19 protein-coding genes are annotated in these 16,641 nt (G+C 70.0%); 17 read left to right on the forward strand and 2 right to left on the reverse strand.

Going from position 1 to position 16,641, the window contains the following annotated elements:
• On the forward strand, positions 1 to 1,299 hold a 1,299-nt coding region (gene metE / locus NH287_RS09180; protein ID WP_253035374.1), incomplete at its 5' end, for a 5-methyltetrahydropteroyltriglutamate--homocysteine S-methyltransferase.
• Positions 1,300 to 1,355: 56 nt separating this feature from the next.
• On the opposite strand, the gene lexA is transcribed toward metE, so the two are convergent.
• Positions 1,356 to 2,021 carry a transcriptional repressor LexA gene (gene lexA, locus NH287_RS09185; RefSeq protein WP_064003202.1) on the reverse strand — a complete coding sequence of 222 codons (666 nt, stop codon included), beginning with the start codon at positions 2,019 to 2,021 and terminating at the stop codon, positions 1,356 to 1,358.
• A gap of 277 nt (positions 2,022 to 2,298) precedes the next feature.
• Here lexA and NH287_RS09190 point away from each other — a divergent pair, with 277 nt between their 5' ends.
• Genes NH287_RS09190 through NH287_RS09215 form a run of 6 tightly spaced genes read left to right on the forward strand, consistent with a single transcriptional unit; the run spans position 2,299 to position 6,662 of the window.
• Positions 2,299 to 2,694: a LysM peptidoglycan-binding domain-containing protein gene (locus NH287_RS09190; RefSeq protein WP_217531367.1), complete on the forward strand. Its 396-nt coding sequence runs from the start codon at positions 2,299 to 2,301 to the stop codon at positions 2,692 to 2,694.
• A 27-nt stretch (positions 2,695 to 2,721) separates the two neighbouring features.
• A complete protein-coding gene (locus tag NH287_RS09195) occupies positions 2,722 to 3,795 on the forward strand; it encodes a histidinol-phosphate transaminase (RefSeq protein WP_064003204.1) in 1,074 nt (357 codons plus the stop codon).
• Positions 3,796 to 3,849: 54 nt separating this feature from the next.
• A complete protein-coding gene (gene hisB, locus NH287_RS09200) occupies positions 3,850 to 4,461 on the forward strand; it encodes an imidazoleglycerol-phosphate dehydratase HisB (RefSeq protein ID WP_253035375.1) in 612 nt (203 codons plus the stop codon).
• A complete protein-coding gene (hisH, locus tag NH287_RS09205; RefSeq protein ID WP_253035376.1) occupies positions 4,458 to 5,102 on the forward strand; it encodes an imidazole glycerol phosphate synthase subunit HisH in 645 nt (214 codons plus the stop codon). The genes hisB and hisH overlap by 4 nt, the downstream gene beginning before the upstream one ends.
• A gap of 53 nt (positions 5,103 to 5,155) precedes the next feature.
• On the forward strand, positions 5,156 to 5,902 hold the full coding sequence (gene priA / locus NH287_RS09210; RefSeq protein ID WP_253035377.1) for a bifunctional 1-(5-phosphoribosyl)-5-((5-phosphoribosylamino)methylideneamino)imidazole-4-carboxamide isomerase/phosphoribosylanthranilate isomerase PriA: 747 nt from the start codon (positions 5,156 to 5,158) through the stop codon (positions 5,900 to 5,902).
• Positions 5,886 to 6,662, forward strand: a complete 777-nt coding sequence (locus NH287_RS09215; RefSeq protein WP_253035378.1) for an SseB family protein — start codon at positions 5,886 to 5,888, stop codon at positions 6,660 to 6,662. The genes priA and NH287_RS09215 overlap by 17 nt, the downstream gene beginning before the upstream one ends.
• A gap of 3 nt (positions 6,663 to 6,665) precedes the next feature.
• Here the strand turns inward: NH287_RS09215 and NH287_RS09220 are convergent, their stop codons facing one another.
• Positions 6,666 to 7,064, reverse strand: coding sequence for a DUF1844 domain-containing protein (locus NH287_RS09220; RefSeq protein ID WP_064003209.1), 399 nt, complete (start codon positions 7,062 to 7,064; stop codon positions 6,666 to 6,668).
• A 210-nt stretch (positions 7,065 to 7,274) separates the two neighbouring features.
• Here NH287_RS09220 and infC point away from each other — a divergent pair, with 210 nt between their 5' ends.
• The 10 genes from infC to pheT all read left to right on the forward strand — a co-directional run bounded on the left by infC (position 7,275) and on the right by pheT (position 16,587).
• Positions 7,275 to 7,937 (forward strand): translation initiation factor IF-3, encoded by a 663-nt coding sequence (infC, locus tag NH287_RS09225; RefSeq protein ID WP_082886179.1) that lies wholly within the window; start codon positions 7,275 to 7,277, stop codon positions 7,935 to 7,937.
• 47 nt (positions 7,938 to 7,984) lie between these two features.
• Positions 7,985 to 8,179 carry a 50S ribosomal protein L35 gene (gene rpmI, locus NH287_RS09230; RefSeq protein ID WP_064003210.1) on the forward strand — a complete coding sequence of 65 codons (195 nt, stop codon included), beginning with the start codon at positions 7,985 to 7,987 and terminating at the stop codon, positions 8,177 to 8,179.
• 32 nt (positions 8,180 to 8,211) lie between these two features.
• Positions 8,212 to 8,592, forward strand: coding sequence for a 50S ribosomal protein L20 (rplT, locus tag NH287_RS09235; RefSeq protein WP_064003211.1), 381 nt, complete (start codon positions 8,212 to 8,214; stop codon positions 8,590 to 8,592).
• 96 nt (positions 8,593 to 8,688) lie between these two features.
• On the forward strand, positions 8,689 to 9,486 hold the full coding sequence (locus NH287_RS09240; RefSeq protein WP_253035379.1) for an RNA methyltransferase: 798 nt from the start codon (positions 8,689 to 8,691) through the stop codon (positions 9,484 to 9,486).
• 164 nt (positions 9,487 to 9,650) lie between these two features.
• Positions 9,651 to 10,370: an amino acid ABC transporter ATP-binding protein gene (locus NH287_RS09245; RefSeq protein ID WP_197471643.1), complete on the forward strand. Its 720-nt coding sequence runs from the start codon at positions 9,651 to 9,653 to the stop codon at positions 10,368 to 10,370.
• A 60-nt stretch (positions 10,371 to 10,430) separates the two neighbouring features.
• The gene (locus tag NH287_RS09250; protein WP_253035380.1) at positions 10,431 to 11,339 is read left to right on the forward strand and encodes a glutamate ABC transporter substrate-binding protein; all 909 of its coding nucleotides are present in this window, start codon (positions 10,431 to 10,433) and stop codon (positions 11,337 to 11,339) included.
• Positions 11,340 to 11,405: 66 nt separating this feature from the next.
• Positions 11,406 to 12,062 (forward strand): amino acid ABC transporter permease, encoded by a 657-nt coding sequence (locus NH287_RS09255; RefSeq protein ID WP_253035381.1) that lies wholly within the window; start codon positions 11,406 to 11,408, stop codon positions 12,060 to 12,062.
• The gene (locus tag NH287_RS09260) at positions 12,059 to 12,985 is read left to right on the forward strand and encodes an amino acid ABC transporter permease (protein ID WP_253035382.1); all 927 of its coding nucleotides are present in this window, start codon (positions 12,059 to 12,061) and stop codon (positions 12,983 to 12,985) included. Before NH287_RS09255 ends, NH287_RS09260 begins: the two co-directional genes overlap by 4 nt.
• Before the next feature lie 51 nt (positions 12,986 to 13,036).
• Positions 13,037 to 14,077, forward strand: a complete 1,041-nt coding sequence (gene pheS / locus NH287_RS09265; protein WP_064003217.1) for a phenylalanine--tRNA ligase subunit alpha — start codon at positions 13,037 to 13,039, stop codon at positions 14,075 to 14,077.
• The gene (gene pheT / locus NH287_RS09270; protein ID WP_253035383.1) at positions 14,077 to 16,587 is read left to right on the forward strand and encodes a phenylalanine--tRNA ligase subunit beta; all 2,511 of its coding nucleotides are present in this window, start codon (positions 14,077 to 14,079) and stop codon (positions 16,585 to 16,587) included. Before pheS ends, pheT begins: the two co-directional genes overlap by 1 nt.
• Positions 16,588 to 16,641 lie beyond the last annotated feature (54 nt).

A 16,641-nucleotide genomic window follows, 5' to 3' on the forward strand; every position in this document is an offset into this window, starting at 1 on the left:
CCGCACGCCCTCGCCGCCGAGCCCGCCCTCGATCCCCGCCTCGTGTCCTGGCTCGCCTTCGCCGATCAGAAGGTCTCCCAGGTGACGACCCTGGCACGCGGGCTCGCCGATGGTCGCGACGCGATCGCCGGGGAGTTGGATGCCGCGACGGCCGCCCTCGCCGACCGCCGCTCGGCGCCCGGGGTCCGCGACGGCGCCGTCCGCGCCCGTGCCGGCGGGCTCACCCCGGCAGACCGATCCCGCACCCCGTTCGAGGTGCGTGCCGCCGCACAGGACGCGGTGCTGGGTCTGCCGGCGCTCCCGACGACCACGATCGGATCCTTCCCGCAGACCGCCGAGATCCGCCGGGCGCGCGCCCGCGCGACGCGCGGCGAGATCGACGAGGCGACCTACGAAGGGTTCCTCCGTGACGAGATCGCGCGCGTCATCGCTCTGCAGGAGGACATCGGGCTGGACGTCCTCGTGCACGGCGAGCCCGAGCGCAACGACATGGTGCAGTACTTCGCCGAGAACCTCGACGGGTTCGCCGTCACCCGCAACGGGTGGGTGCAGTCCTACGGCTCCCGCGCGACGCGCCCGTCGATCCTGTGGGGAGACGTCTCGCGCCCCGCACCCATCACGGTGCCGTGGGCGGCCTACGCGCAGTCGCTGTCGGCCGCGCCCGTCAAGGGCATGCTGACCGGACCCGTCACGATCCTCGCCTGGTCCTTCGTCCGCGACGACCAGCCGCTCGGCGAGACGGCCGACCAGGTCGCCCTCGCACTCCGCGACGAGATCGCCGACCTCGAGCGGGCCGGCATCGCGATCGTGCAGGTCGACGAGCCGGCGCTCCGGGAGCTCCTGCCGCTGCGGACCGCCGACCAGCCGGCGTACCTCGACTGGTCGGTCGGGTCCTTCCGGCTCGCCACCGCGGGCGCCGCCGACGAGACCCAGATCCACACGCACCTCTGCTACTCCGAGTTCGGGGTCGTGATCGACGCGATCGCGGCGCTCGATGCCGACGTCACGTCGATCGAGGCCGCCCGCAGTCGGGGTGAGGTCATCTCGGAGGTGGCGGCATCCGGATTCGCCCACGGCATCGGACCGGGCGTCTACGACATCCACTCGCCGCGCGTGCCGTCCGTCGACGAGGTGTCGTCGCTGCTCGAGCGCGCCGTCGCGGAGCTCGACGTCCGTCGCCTGTGGGTGAACCCGGACTGCGGTCTGAAGACGCGCGGGTACGACGAGACGGTCGCCTCCCTCCGCCACATCGTCGCGGCGGCTCGCGCGGTCCGCGCCCAGGTGGGCGCCGGGGTCTGAGGCCGCAACGAAGAGAGGGGATGCCGTCCGGCATCCCCTCTCTTCGTTGCGCGCCGTCACACGGCGCGCAGGACCGCGACGACCTTGCCCAGGACCACCGCGTCGTCGCCGAGGATCGGCTCGAAGGCCGAGTTGCGGGGGAGCAGCCACGTGTGACCGTCGCGCTGGCGGAAGGTCTTCACCGTCGCCTCGCCGTCGAGCATGGCGGCGACGATCTCGCCGTTGTCGGCGGTGGCCTGCGAGCGGACGACGACCCAGTCGCCGTCGCAGATCGCGGCGTCGATCATCGAGTCGCCCGAGACCTTCAGCATGAACAGTTCGCCCTTGCCGACGAGCTGACGGGGGAGGGGGAAGATCTCCTCGACCTGCTGGTCGGCGGTGATGGGGACGCCGGCGGCGATCCGGCCGACCAGCGGCACCATCGCCGCGTCGCCGACGCTCGGGGCGACGTCCGCCGGGTTCTCGCCCGCCGAGCCCGGCAGATCGATGAGGACCTCCATGGCGCGCGTCTTGCCGGGGTCGCGACGGAGGTAGCCGCTCAGCTCGAGCTGGTTGAGCTGATGGGTGACGCTCGAGAGCGACTTGAGGCCGACGGCGTCGCCGATCTCGCGCATGCTCGGCGGGTATCCGTGACGGGCGATGGAGCGCTGGATCACCTCGAGGATGGCGAGCTGCTTGTCGCTCAGGCTCTTGCGCCGACGCGTCTGCGGCTTGTCGCTCATGTCGTTCCTTTCGTCACCCCGGGGTCCCTCCGGGAGCACTCGCCTTCGAATGTCGGAGGTTGGTGATGGGCTCTGGTCATCGAAACCGTATCCGGTGTCGATCGGATCGTCCCGTAGCCGACCGCGTGTCGTCTTCGATCGATCTGCGGACAACCGCACCCTTGACAGTCGACGAACTTCGAAGATAGATTCGGAAGAGAACTTCGCACCCGTCCGTCCCGGCCGACGGGCGGGGGCGAAGATCTCATCTGACCGGGGTCACCCCGAGGAGGACACCATGAACTCGATCACCGCGACCACCAGCACCGCGATCACCATCACCACCGCGACTGCGCCTGTCGTGCGCACGCGCCTTCGGATGACCACGCGAGGTCGCCGTGTCCTCGCCACGCTCGCCGCACTGCCCGTGGTCGTCGCTCTGGGCGTCGGCATCCTCTCCAGCGGGGGTGCTCTCGCGAGCGGCGACGCGGGGGCGTCCGCGGGGTCTTTCGACACCGTGACCGTGATGCCCGGCGAATCGCTGTGGAGCATCGCGCAGGACATCGCGCCCGACAGCGACCCGCGCGACGTCATCGACGCGATCGTCCGCCTCAACGCGCTGTCGTCCTCCGCGGTGGACGCCGGTCAGTCGATCGCGATCCCGGCCACCTACTCGGCGCAGGCGGGCGAGTAGGGCCGCGCCACGTCCTACGATGGCGGGGTGAGTGCCAGTCTCGACGACCTCCCCCTCCGCGACGACCTGCGCGGCAAGATCCCCTACGGCGCCCCGCAGGCGTCGCTGCCCGTGACGCTCAACGTCAACGAGAACACCCACCCGGTTCCCGAAGAGGTCGCGGACGACATCCTCGACGGCATCGCGCAGGCGCTGCGCGACATCAACCGCTACCCCGACCGTGAGTTCACGGCTCTGCGCGAGGGGTTCGCGGACTACCTGGGCCACGGTCTCGAGCCGGATCAGATCTGGGCGGCCAACGGGTCGAACGAGGTCCTCCAGCACATCCTGCAGGCGTTCGGTGGGCCGGGACGCACGGCGTTCGGGTTCGCGCCGACGTACTCCATGTACCCGCTGCTCACGGGCGCGACGGGCGCCACCTACGTGAGCGGTACGCGCGGCGACGACTTCACCCTGTCCGCAGCGGATGCCGCCGAGCAGATCGAACGTGCTCAGCCGGACGTGGTCTTCCTCTGCACACCGAACAACCCCACGGGCACGCCGCTGTCGCTCGAGGTCATCGAGGCCGTCTACGAGGCCTCCCGGGGCATCGTGATCGTCGACGAGGCGTACCAGGAGTTCGCCCCGCGCGACGAGCCGTCCGCGCTCACGCTGCTTCACGACCGCGAGCGTCTCGTCGTGTCGCGCACGATGAGCAAGGCCTTCGCCTTCGCCGGGGCGCGCGTGGGCTACCTCGCCGCCGATCCCGCGCTCATCGACGCGCTCCGCCTGGTGCGCCTGCCGTATCACCTCAGCGCACTCACCCAGGCCGCGGCCACGGCCGCCCTCCGCCACGCCCCGACGATGCTCCGCATGGTCGACGACATCGTCGCGCAGCGCGACCGCATCTCGGCGACCCTGTCGGCGCTCGGGTACTCGCCGTACGAGAGCTGGTCCAATTTCGTCCTCTTCGGGGGCGTGGACGACCCGGCGGCGACCTGGCAGGGTCTGTACGACCGCGGCGTCCTCATCCGCGACGTCGGCCTGCCGCACACCCTCCGCGTCACGGCGGGCAGCGAAGAGGAGTCGACGGCGTTCCTCGAGGCGCTCGCCTCCCTCTGAGCCGACGTCCGTCACGGGCGCGGTCGGCCCGTCATGCCTCGGTAGACTCGGGGCATGAGCACCCCTGCGCCCCGCACCGCCTCCGTCCGGCGGGTGACCAGCGAGTCGACCATCGAGCTCGAGCTCGACCTCGACGGCACCGGTCGGAGCACGATCGACACGACCGTGCCGTTCTTCGACCACCTGCTCACGGCGTTCGCGAAGCACTCGCTCACAGACTTGACGGTCCGCGCGACGGGCGACACCCACATCGACGCGCACCACACCGTCGAGGACACGGCCATCGTGCTCGGCCAGGCGATCCGCCAGGCACTCGGCGACAAGTCCGGCATCTCGCGGTACGGCGATGCGCTCGTCCCGCTCGACGAGGCGCTGGCGCAGGCGGTCGTCGACATCAGCGGCCGCCCCTACCTCGTCCACTCGGGTGAGCCGGCGGGTTACGAGTTCCACCTCATCGGCGGCCACTTCACCGGCTCGCTCGTGCGCCACACCTTCGAGGCGATCGCCTTCCACGCCGGCCTGACCATGCACGTGACCCTCGTCGCCGGCCGCGACCCGCACCACATCGCCGAGGCGGAGTACAAGGCCTTCGCCCGCGCGTTCCGGCAGGCGAAGGCGCTCGATCCCCTCGTCGCCGGCATCCCGAGCACCAAGGGCGCCCTGTGACGGGTTCACCGCTCGTCGCGGTCCTCGACTACGGCTCCGGCAACGTCCACTCGGCGGTCAAGGCGCTCAGCGAAGCGGGCGCCGATGCGCGGCTGACGAAGGATCGCGGCCTGATCGCCGACGCCGCCGGACTCCTCGTCCCGGGCGTCGGGGCCTTCTCCGCCGTCATGTCGGCCCTGCGCGCGAGTCGCGGAGACGAGCTCATCGGTCGCCGTCTCGCCGGGGGGATGCCGGTCCTCGGCATCTGCGTCGGGATGCAGGTGATGTTCGAGCTGGGCGTCGAACGCGGTGTCGACACCGAGGGGCTGGGGGAGTGGCCGGGCGCGGTCACCGAGCTGCAGGCACCGGTGCTGCCCCACATGGGCTGGAACACCGTCCGCGCCGGCGAGGGGTCGACGCTCTTCGCCGGACTCGAGGACGAACGCTTCTACTTCGTGCACTCCTACGGCGCGCAGGACTGGACCCTCGACGTCATCAAGCCGTTCCGCGAGCCGGTGCTCACCTGGTGCGACTACGGGGCGCCGTTCCTCGCCGCCGTCGAGAACGGCCCGCTGTCGGCGACGCAGTTCCACCCCGAGAAGTCTGGCGCGGCCGGCATCCGTCTGCTGTCGAACTGGATCGGGTCGCTTCCCGCGTCCTAGTAACGTGTCCCTCTGTGCGCGCGCCCGGTGCGCACATCGTCCCACCCGGAGCCATGAACGAATTCGCATCCACGCCCGAACTGATCCTGCTGCCCGCTGTGGACGTCGCCGACGGCAAGGCCGTCCGACTGACGCAGGGTGAGGCCGGCACCGAGACGAGCTATGGCGACCCCGTCGACGCAGCCCAGGAGTGGGCGCGCCAGGGGGCCGAGTGGATCCACCTCGTCGACCTCGACGCCGCGTTCGGTCGTGGGTCGAACGCGACCCTGCTGCGCAAGGTCATCAAGTCGCTCCGCGGGGTGAAGGTCGAGCTCTCGGGCGGCATCCGCGACGACGAATCGCTCGACGCCGCGCTCGACTCCGGTGCCACGCGCATCAACCTCGGCACCGCGGCGCTCGAGAACCCGGAGTGGGCGGCCGACGTCATCCGCCGCTACGGCGAGGCGATCGCCGTCGGTCTCGACGTCCGGGGCACCACGCTCGCGGCGCGCGGATGGACCCGCGACGGCGGTGACCTGTGGCAGGTGCTGGATCGCCTCGAGGATGCCGGGTGCAGCCGCTACGTCCTCACCGACGTGACGAAGGACGGCACGCTGCAGGGCCCGAACATCGAGCTGCTGCGCCAGGTCGCCGTCCGCACCGACAAGCCCGTCGTCGCCTCCGGTGGCATCTCGAGCCTCGACGACATCGCGGCGCTGCGCGAACTCGTCCCTCTCGGCGTCGAGGGCGCCATCGTCGGCAAGGCCCTGTACGCCGGCGCGTTCACGCTGGCCGAGGCGCTGGATGTCGCCGGACACTGACCCGCACGCGCACTCGGCGGATTCCGCCGGCGTGCCCTGGGAGGGGCGGAGCTTCCAGCCCAACCCCCACAGCGGCGACGACGGCAGCGCCGACCCCGCGCTGCTGGCCGCGCTCACCGCGTTCCACGCGGGGGAGGGGGATGCCGCGGCGGTCGTCGACGCGTATCGCACGGCACGCCTGCTGATCCCCCTCGTCGCCGAGAAGGGCGATGAGGGTGTCGGCCCGACGGGCCTCACCGTCGACAAGACGCAGGAGCTCTCGATCGTCACCGTCGCCGCGCCCGACGGCCGCCGCGTCCTGCCGGTGTTCTCGTCCGTGCAGGCGATGTCTCGGTGGGATGCCGCGGCCCGTCCGGTCCCCGCCGACGGCGTCCGCACGGCGCTGTCGGCCGCCGCGGACGACACCGACCTCATCGTGATCGACCCCGGCAGTGAGACCGAGTTCGTCCTGCGTCGTCCGGCGGTCTGGGCGATCGGTCAGGGGCAGAGCTGGGAGCCGCCGCACACCTCGCCCGAGGTGTTCGCCGGCCTGCAGGAGTCGATCGGCACCGAGCTCGGTGTGCTCGACCTGTCCGTTGCGACGGGCGACCCGCACTCGCGGCTGCGCGGGCCGGAACTGATCGTCAGTCTCCACCTCGTGGACGGCCTGGATCAGGCGGCGCTCGACGCGATCCTGGAGCGTCTGGCTTCGCGATGGGCCGCGGATGACCGCGTCGCGGTCCTGGTGGACTCGCTGACGGTCAAACTCGTGCGCGCCTGATCGTCAGGTGACGGGGCCGGTCCACTTCTCGCCGGGCCCCTTGCCGATCGGGTCGGGGATGCTGGATGCCTCGCGGAAGGCGAGCTGCAGTGTGCGCAGCCCGTCGCGGAGGGATCGGGCGTGCATGTCGCTCACCTCGGGGGCGGCGGCGGTGATGAGGCCGGCGAGGGCGTTGATGAGCTTGCGCGCCTCGTCGAGGTCCTTCTGGGTGTCGGGGTCGTCGGCGAGGCCGAGCTTCACGGCCGCGGCGCTCATGAGGTGCACCGAGGTGGTCGTGATCACCTCGACGGCGGGGACGTCCGCGATGTCCCGCGTGGCGGACTGTGCGACCCGCTCCTGCTCGTCCCAGCGCGAGAGGCGCTCGGGGTCGTGGTCGCTGTGGTCGGCCGGAATAGTGCTCACGTGCTGCTCTCTGCTAGACTTCTGCGGGCACCGGAGTGTTCTGCTCCGTGTCGAAAGAGGATCACATCCCACCCGCGCTTGCCGCTCCAGGCTACCGGGTCCCGCACTCCGCCTCGTTCCGCGAGGTTGTCCAGGGTGCAGAACACAGAACGCCGATGCGTGCATCGTGCGGGGTGGACGTGACGATCTTCCGCCCGGCGACACATTTCCGTGTCACCGGAGGCCGTCCACCGCACGAAAGAGGAGTTCCGCATCAGCGATCCCCGCACCAATGACCGCATCCGCGTCCCCGAGGTCCGCCTCGTCGGACCCGCGGGTGAGCAGGTCGGCGTCGTCCGCATCGAGGTGGCCATGCGCCTGGCCCAGGAGGCCGACCTCGATCTCGTCGAGGTAGCCCCGAACTCGAAGCCCCCCGTGGTCAAGATCATGGATTACGGCAAGTTCAAGTACGAGGCTGCGCAGAAGGCCAAGGAAGCGCGGCGCAATCAGGCGAACACCGTCCTCAAGGAGGTCCGGTTCCGTCTGAAGATCGAGGCGCACGACTACATCACCAAGCTCAAGCGCGCGGAGGGCTTCCTCCAGGCCGGCGACAAGGTGAAGGCGATGATCCTGTTCCGCGGTCGCGAGCAGTCGCGTCCCGAGCAGGGTGTGCGTCTGCTCCGCAAGTTCGCGGAGGACGTCGCGGAGTTCGGCACCGTGGAGTCCAACCCCACGATCGACGGCCGCAACATGGTGATGGTGGTGGCTCCCCACAAGAACAAGTCCGAGGTCAAGACCGAGCAGAACGCGGCCCGCGCCGCGACGAAGCAGGCCGCCCGCGAGGCGCGCACCGGTCAGGCCGACGAGACCCCCGCCTCCGCTCCGGCGGAGTAAGCGGCCCCAGACCCCCGCCCGGCGGGAACCACAACGAAGGAAGAGATATGCCCAAGCAGAAGACCCACTCGGGCGCCAAGAAGCGCTTCAAGGTCACCGGCAGCGGAAAGATCAAGAAGCAGCAGGCGAACCTCCGTCACAACTTCGAGGGCAAGCCCACGAAGCGCACCCGCCGCCTGTCCGCCGACAAGATCCTGGCTCCCGGCGACGCCAAGGTCGCCAAGAAGCTCCTCGGCCTCTGAGCGCCGACGCAACACCCTAGGAAGTAGAAGAAATGGCTAGAGTCAAGCGGGCTGTCAACGCCCACAAGAAGCGTCGCGTCATCCTCGAGCGCGCCTCCGGTTACCGCGGACAGCGTTCGCGTCTGTACCGCAAGGCGAAGGAGCAGGTCACCCACTCGCTCGTCTACGCGTACCGCGACCGTCGCAAGCGCAAGGGCGACTTCCGTCGCCTCTGGATCCAGCGCATCAACGCCGCTGCCCGCCAGAACGGCATCACGTACAACCGCTTCATCCAGGGCCTCGGCCTCGCGGGTGTCCAGGTCGACCGCCGCATGCTCGCCGAGCTCGCGGTCAACGAGCCGGCCGTCTTCGCGTCGCTCGTCGCCACGGCGAAGGCTGCGCTGCCGGCCGACGTCAACGCGCCCAAGGCCTGATCGCCTCAGCATCCGTGAGAAGGCGTCCTCTTCGGAGGGCGCCTTTTCGCGTTCCCGGATGCCGGTGCTCGCCGCGCGCCGCCCTACACTGAGAGCGTGCTCGAGAACCCACGTTCACCGCGCGTCCGCGCGGTCGCGAAGCTGACGAAGCGCACGGCGCGGCAGGAGACCGGCCTCTACCTCCTCGAGGGCCCGCAGGCCGCCCGGGAGGCTCTGCTCTGGCGGCCGGACACCCTGCTCGAGCTGTATGCGACCCCGACGGCATGGGACAAGCATCAGGACATCCGCGATGCGGCATCCGATGCCGGTGTCGAGGTGGCCTTCGCGAGCGAGCAGGTCATCGACGCCATGGCCGACACGGTGACGCCCCAGGGCATCGTGGCCGTCGCCCGCCAGGTGCCGACCTCGGTGCGCGACGTCTTCGACGGCGAGCCCCGTCTCATCGTGATCTGCGAGGAGGTGCGCGACCCGGGCAACCTCGGGACGATCATCCGAGCAGCGGATGCCGTCGGTGCCGACGCGGTCATCCTCACCGGTCGCACGGTGGACCCCTTCAACCCCAAGGTCGTCCGCGCGACGACCGGTTCGCTCTTCCACCTGCCGGTCGCGGTGGGGGTGGACCTCGCGGATGCGACGGGGCGGGCGCGCTCCGCGGGTCTGCGCATCGTCGCGGCCGACGTCGGGGGAGAGGACTTCGTCGATCACCGGGCGACCCTGGCGGAGCCGACCGCGTGGGTCTTCGGGAACGAGGCGCGCGGACTCGATGAGGAGGCCCTCCAGCTCGTGGACCTGTCGCTCCGGCTGCCCATCTACGGCCGCGCCGAGTCGCTGAATCTCGCGACGGCGGCGAGCGTCTGCCTCTACGAATCGGCTTTCGCGCAGCGCGCGACCTGAAGCGACCATTCTCGAGGGTTGATTACGGAACTGTAAACCCCGCGGCATCCGCTCGTTCACCGGGGCGGGCGTTGCCTAGGGTGAGTTCCATGACCACTCCTGCTGCCGATCCTGCGCCGCGCACGTCGAACATCGACGTTCGTCGAGGCGAGCCGCTCGTCGTCATGTCCGACGTGCAGAAGCACTACGGCGACTTCCAGGCGCTCACCGACATCAACCTGTCGGTGAACCGCGGCGAGGTCGTCGTCGTGGTCGGCCCGTCGGGGTCCGGTAAGTCGACCCTCTGCCGCACGATCAACCGTCTCGAGACGATCACCAGCGGCCGCATCACGATCGACGGCGCCGATCTCCCCGCGGAGGGCAAGGCACTCGCCGCGCTCCGTGCCGACGTCGGCATGGTCTTCCAGTCGTTCAACCTGTTCTCGCACCTGACGATCCTCGACAACGTGACGCTCGGGCCGATCAAGGTGAAGGGCATGAAAAAGGCGGATGCCGAGAAGCTCGCCCGTGAGCTGCTCGACCGCGTGGGCGTCGGCCACCAGGCCGACAAACTGCCCGCGCAGCTCTCCGGCGGCCAGCAGCAGCGCGTGGCGATCGCCCGTGCGCTCGCGATGAAGCCAAAGGTGATGCTCTTCGACGAGCCGACGTCCGCGCTCGACCCCGAGATGATCAACGAGGTCCTCGACGTCATGGTCGGCCTCGCGCAGGACGGGATGACGATGATCGTCGTCACCCACGAGATGGGCTTCGCCCGCAAGGCGGCGGACCGCGTGGTCTTCATGGCGGACGGCCAGATCGTCGAGGAGGCCGCGCCGCAGGAGTTCTTCACGAACCCGAAGAGCGACCGCGCGAAGGACTTCCTCTCGAAGCTCATCACCCACTGAGACGTCCGCGCCCTGCACCGGCGCGACGAACGAAGCACGACACGAAACCAGGAGGATCACATGCGTAAGACTCGACTCGCCGGCACGTTCGCCGGCATCGCGATCGCGGCACTCGCGCTCGCCGGCTGCAACAGCGGCAGCCCCACCGCTCCCGGCGCCGAGGGCGGCACCGGCGGCGAAGGCACCGAGGGCAGCGAGGCCCTCTGGGAGGTCGCCAGCGACGTGTCGCTCGACGGCAGCCCCACCTTCGACCGCGCCTCCGAGGCCGGCAAGATCGTCGTCGGTGTCAAGAGCGACCAGCCTGGTCTCGGTTACGAAGACGCGGTGTCCGGTGAGCGCACCGGCTTCGACGTCGACATCGCACGGTGGATTGCCGCCTCGCTCGGTTTCGACGAGGACCAAATCGACTTCCAGACGATCCCCTCTGCCAACCGTGAGCAGGAGATCGTCAACGGAAACATCGACTACTACGTCGGCACCTACTCGATGACGGACGCGCGCGACGAGGTCATCGACTTCGCCGGCCCCTACTTCATCACCGGTCAGGGCCTGCTGGTCGCTGCGGACGACGACTCGATCAACGGTCCGGACGACCTCGCCGACAAGGTCACGTGTTCCGTCACGGGATCCACGCCGCTGCAGCGCATCCGCGACGAGTACAACGGCGAGGTCACCGAGCGTCAGACCTACTCCGAGTGCGTCGAGCAGCTGCTCAATGGTCAGGTCGACGCGATCACGACCGATGAGGCGATCCTCGCCGGCTACGTCGCGGAGGACCCGGACAACCTCAAGCTCGCTGGCGAGCCCTTCAGCGAGGAGCGCTACGGCGTCGGCCTCGCCGACGGGGACACCGTGCTGAAGGACCACATCAACACGCTGTTCACCGACGGCGGCGACGTCTGGACCGCGCTCTACGAGAAGTACCTCGAACCGGCCGGCGTGAAGGCCGAGCAGCCCGAGGTCGACTGACCGTCACGCCCGGGAGGCGCGTATGCGCCTCCCGGGCTTCCCACCTGAGACGTTCGAAAGGACCGCATGGGCGTCATCACCGACAACCTCGATTTCTGGGGTGAAGCGCTCCGGGGCACGCTCGTGCTCTTCTTCGGCGGAGGGCTGCTCGCGCTGATCCTCGGCATCATCGTCGGGGCGATGCGTGTGTCGCCGGTGCCGATCGCGCGCGGCGTCGGCACCGTCTACGTCAACACGATCCGCAACACCCCGTTGACCCTCGTGTTCTTCGGGTTCGCCTTCACGCTGCCGCCGCTGCTCGACGTCCGGGCGAGCGGTGGTGTCCAGGTTGTCTTCGCCGTCGCGGCGCTCGGCATCTACACGGCGACCTACGTCGCGGAGACCGTCCGGTCGGGGATCAACACCGTCCCCGTCGGTCAGGCGGAAGCCGCCCGTGCGCTGGGCCTCACCTTCGGTCAGGTCATGTCGCTGGTGGTTCTTCCCCAGGCCTTCCGGTCGGTCATCCCCCCGATGATGAGCGTCTTCATCGCTCTCCTCAAGAACACGACCGTCGCCGCCGGGTTCTCGGTGATGAACCTCGGATCGGCTCGCGACTGGCTCAGCGAGCGTGGTGAGAATCAGCTCGTCGTCATCCTGTGGGTCATGGTGATCTTCGTCGCGCTCGTCCTGCTCCTCTCGTGGGGTCAGCGATCGCTCGAGAACCGTTGGAAGGTGGCGCGATGAGCAGCAGCGTGCTGTACGACGTCCCCGGGCCTCGCGCCGTCGCCCGTAACCGCGTGATCGGGGCAGCGACAATCGTGGTGGTCGCCGCTGTCGTCGGATTCCTCGTGTGGCGGCTGGCGGTCACGGGACAGTTCTCCGCCGAGAAGTGGAACGCCTTCACCTACACGCGGATCTGGGAGCAGTTCCTCCTCGCCGCCGGCCGTACGTTGGCCGCGTTCGCAGCTGCCGCTGTCGGAGCCCTCATTCTCGGGTTCGTGTTGGCGATCGGGCGTCTCTCCGATCACGCGTGGCTGCGGTGGCCGGTGGGCGCCGTGGTCGAGTTCCTCCGCGCAGTCCCCGTCCTCGTGATGATGTTCCTCCTGTACTACGGCCTCCCTGTCGTCGGTGTGCGCATGGAGGGGTACTGGGTGGTCGTCGTCGCGCTCATCCTCTACAACGGCTCCGTCCTCGCCGAGGTCATCCGCGCCGGTGTCGAATCGCTCCCGCGTGGTCAGTCGGAGGCGGGGTACGCCCTCGGGCTCACGAAGTCGGGCGTGATGCGCCTGGTGCTCCTGCCGCAGGCCATCCGCGCGATGATGCCGGTGATCCTGGCGCAGCTCGTCGTGACGCTCAAGGACACGGCGCTCGGGTTCATCATCACCTACGAAGAGTTGTTGTTCTACGCAAAGTATCTGGGCTCGCAGAACTCGCTCGACCGTCCCATCGTCCAGGCGACCCTCGTCGCCGGTGCGATCTACATCGGGCTGTGCCTCGCGTTGTCGGGTGTCGCGCGACTGGTCGAGAAGCGCCTCGGACGGGTGCCCAAGAGCAGCGCCGGTCCCGCGCGGCCGGTGCAGGAGACCACCGACACCGAGCTCATTGCGGCGCAGCGGGGTCTCGGTAAGTTCAACCCCGGTGCCGGCGGAGGCGGGGGCCGCCTCTGACGCCGTCCTACCGGCGGGCCGCACTCCGGCCCGCCGGTAGACTCGTCTCTCGTGTCCGACGCACCCCAGATCACCCCCGAGGCGGTGGATGCCGCCGTCGCCGAGGCGCTGGCCGCCTTCGCCGCCGCTCCCGATACCACGGCGCTCAAAGCCGCCCGTTCGGCCCACACCGCGGAGGGGTCGCCGCTCGCGCGTCTGAACGCCGAGCTGCGGAACGTCCCCAACGACCAGAAGGCCGCCTCCGGCAAGCTCGTCGGTCAGGCTCGCGGTCGCGTGAACCAGGCGCTCGCCGCCCGTGAGGCCGAGCTCGCCGCGGCCGAGACGGCGGCGAAGCTCGAGGCCGAGCGCGTCGACATCACCGCGATCGTCCCCGCGACGCGTGTCGGGGCGCGGCATCCGATCTCGCTCCTGCAGGAGGAGATCGCCGACCTCTTCGTCGGCATGGGGTGGGAGATCGCGGAGGGTCCCGAGCTCGAGCACGAGTGGTTCAACTTCGACGCGCTGAACTTCGCCCCCGACCACCCTGCGCGTCAGATGCAGGACACCTTCTTCGTCGACCCGGTGGCGCGTCACCTGGTCATGCGCACGCACACGAGCCCCGTTCAGGTGCGCTCCATGCTCGAGCGCGAAGTGCCGATCTACATCCTCTGCCCGGGACGGGTGTACCGCACCGACGAGTTCGACGCGACCCACCTGCCCGCGTTCACGCAGTTCGAGGGCCTCGTGATCGACGAGGGCATCACGATGGCGAACCTCAAGGGCACGCTCGACCACGCCGCGAAGGTCCTCTTCGGTGCCGAGGCCAAGACCCGGTTCCGCACCAACTACTTCCCGTTCACCGAGCCGTCCGCCGAGCTCGACCTGTGGCACCCGACCTTCCCGGGCGGCGCGCGCTGGATCGAGTGGGGCGGATGCGGGATGGTGAACCCCAACGTCCTCCGCGCCGCGGGCATCGACCCCGAGGTCTACTCGGGCTTCGCCTTCGGCATGGGCATCGAGCGGACCCTCATGTTCCGCAGCGATGTGCAGGATATGCGCGACATGGCCGAAGGCGATGTCCGCTTCAGCGAGCAGTTCGGAATGGTGGTCTGATGCGCGTCCCGCTCTCCTGGTTGCGCGAGTACGTCGACGTCGCGCCCGGCACGACCCCCGAGGACGTGCTCGCGTCGCTCGTCTCGGTCGGGTTCGAGGAGGAGGACGTGCACGCGTTCGACCTCAGCGGTCCGATCGTCGTCGGTCGCGTCGTCTCGTTCGAGCCCGAGCCGCAGTCCAACGGCAAGACCATCCGGTGGTGCCAGGTCGACGTCGGTGAGGAGCACGGCGGCATCCGCGGCATCGTCTGCGGCGCCGGCAACTTCTTCGAGGGCGACAAGGTCGTCGTGACGCTGCCGGGCGCCGTCCTGCCCGGTCCCTTCCCGATCGCCGCGCGCAAGACGTACGGCCACGTCTCCGACGGCATGATCGCCTCCGCGAAGGAGCTCGGCCTCGGTGACGAGCACTCCGGCATCCTGCGCCTCACCGAGCTCGGTCTCGACCCCGAGGTCGGCACCGACGCGATCGCCCTGCTCGGGCTCGACGACGTCGCCGTCGACATCAACGTCACCCCCGACCGCGGCTACGCCCTGTCGATCCGCGGCGTCGCGCGCGAATACGCCCACGCCACGGGAGCGACCTTCCGCGACCCGGGTCTGCGCGACTTCGAGGAGCTCCAGCAGCCGACAGGCGGATTCCCCGTCGCGATCGACGACGCGGCACCCATCCACGGCAAGCCCGGCGCGAGCGAGTTCGTCGTCCGCATCGTACGCGACGTCGACCCCTCCCGCCCGACGCCGCCGTGGATGACCGCGCGGCTCACGCTCGCCGGCATCCGCTCCCTCGGCATCCTGATCGACATCACGAACTACGTGATGCTCGAACTCGGCAACCCGATCCACGGGTACGACCTCGACACGCTGACCGGTGGCATCACCGTCCGTCGCGCGACCGCGGGGGAGAAGCTCACGACCCTCGACGGCAAGGAGCGCACGCTCCACACCGAGGACCTGCTCATCACCGACGACTCCGGCCCGATCGGCCTGGCGGGTGTCATGGGCGGCGGCAGGACCGAGATGGGGGATGCCACGCGCAACGTCCTCATCGAGGCGGCGATCTTCGACACCGTGTCCATCGCACGCACGGCCCGCCGGCACAAGCTGCCCAGCGAGGCGTCGCGACGCTTCGAGCGCGGCGTCGACCCGCTCATCCCGTTCGTCGCCGCCCGCCGCGTCGCCGACCTCATGGTCGAGCTCGCCGGCGGCACCCTCGACACGGAGACCGGCGGCGCACTGTTCGCCGAGGTGTTCATCCCCTCGATCGAGCTGCCGAAGACCTTCACCGCCGGCCTGATCGGCGTCGACTACTCAGACGACGAGGTCGTCGGCGCCCTCGAGACGATCGGATGCGACGTCGCGGACGAGGGCGAGGCCTGGGAGGTCATCCCGCCGTCCTGGCGTCCCGACCTCACCGACCGCTGGACGCTCGCGGAGGAGGTCGCCCGCATCCACGGGCTCGACCGCATCCCCTCCATCCTCCCGACGCCGCCGTCCGGGCGCGGACTCACGCCGCACCAGCGCGGACGCCGGCGCGTCGCGAACGCGCTCGCCGCGGCCGGGTTCGTCGAGGTCGTCGCCTTCCCGTTCACGACCGAGGAGCAGAACGACCTCCACGGCTCGGCGGCGGGGGAGCACGTCCCCTCGATCCGTCTCGCGAACCCGCTCGACGGCCAGGCGCCGTACCTGCGACGCTCGCTCCTGCCCGGTCTGCTGCAGATCGCGCACCGGAACGTCTCGCGCGGCTTCACCGATCTGGCGCTCTTCGAGTCGGGCAGCGTCTTCACCCCCGATGAGGGCGTGACCTACGGCACCGACACCGTCCCGCCGCTCGCGCAGCGCCCCGACGAGCAGACCCTCGCGGCCCTGCACGGCTCGATCCCGCCGCAGCCGCGGCACGTCGCCGTGCTTCTCCACGGCAACGCGGCGGTCAAGCGTCCCGGCGGCGCCGCGGCGCCGTACGACCTCGCGGACGCGCTGGGCGCGGTCCGCACGATCGCCGCCGCAGCGGGCGTGCAGATCGACGTGCAGCAGGGTCAGCGCGCAGCGCTCCACCCGGGGCGCACCGGCATCCTCACCGTCCGCGGTGAGGAGGTCGGCTACGTCGGGGAGCTCCTCCCGGCCGTCGCCGAGGCAGCCGACCTGCACGGACGCGTGTTCGTCGTAGAGCTCGACCTCGACGGCATCCTGTCGCTCGTGCGCGAACCGGAGGCCTCCCCGTCGCTGGCGACCTTCCCCGCGGCGACGCAGGACGTGTCCCTCGTCGTGCCGGCGGACGTCGCCGCCGGTGACGTGCGGGCCGCCCTCGTCGACGGCGCGGGTCAGCTCCTCGAGGATCTGCGCCTGGTCGACGACTACCGCGGTGCCGGCGTCGCGGACGGGTCGAAGAGCCTCACGTTCGCGCTGCGGTTCCGCGCCGACGACCGCACGCTGACGGCATCGGAGGCCACCGACGCGAAGCTCGCCGGAGTCGCCGTCGCCGCGGAACGCTTCGGGGCGACGATCCGCGACTGACGATGTCCCCCCGAACGGCCGACTGCGGGGTCGGTCGTCCGAGGGGTACGTTTC

Source organism: Microbacterium sp. CnD16-F (assembly GCF_024124465.1).
Lineage (GTDB): Bacteria > Actinomycetota > Actinomycetes > Actinomycetales > Microbacteriaceae > Microbacterium > Microbacterium gawkjiense.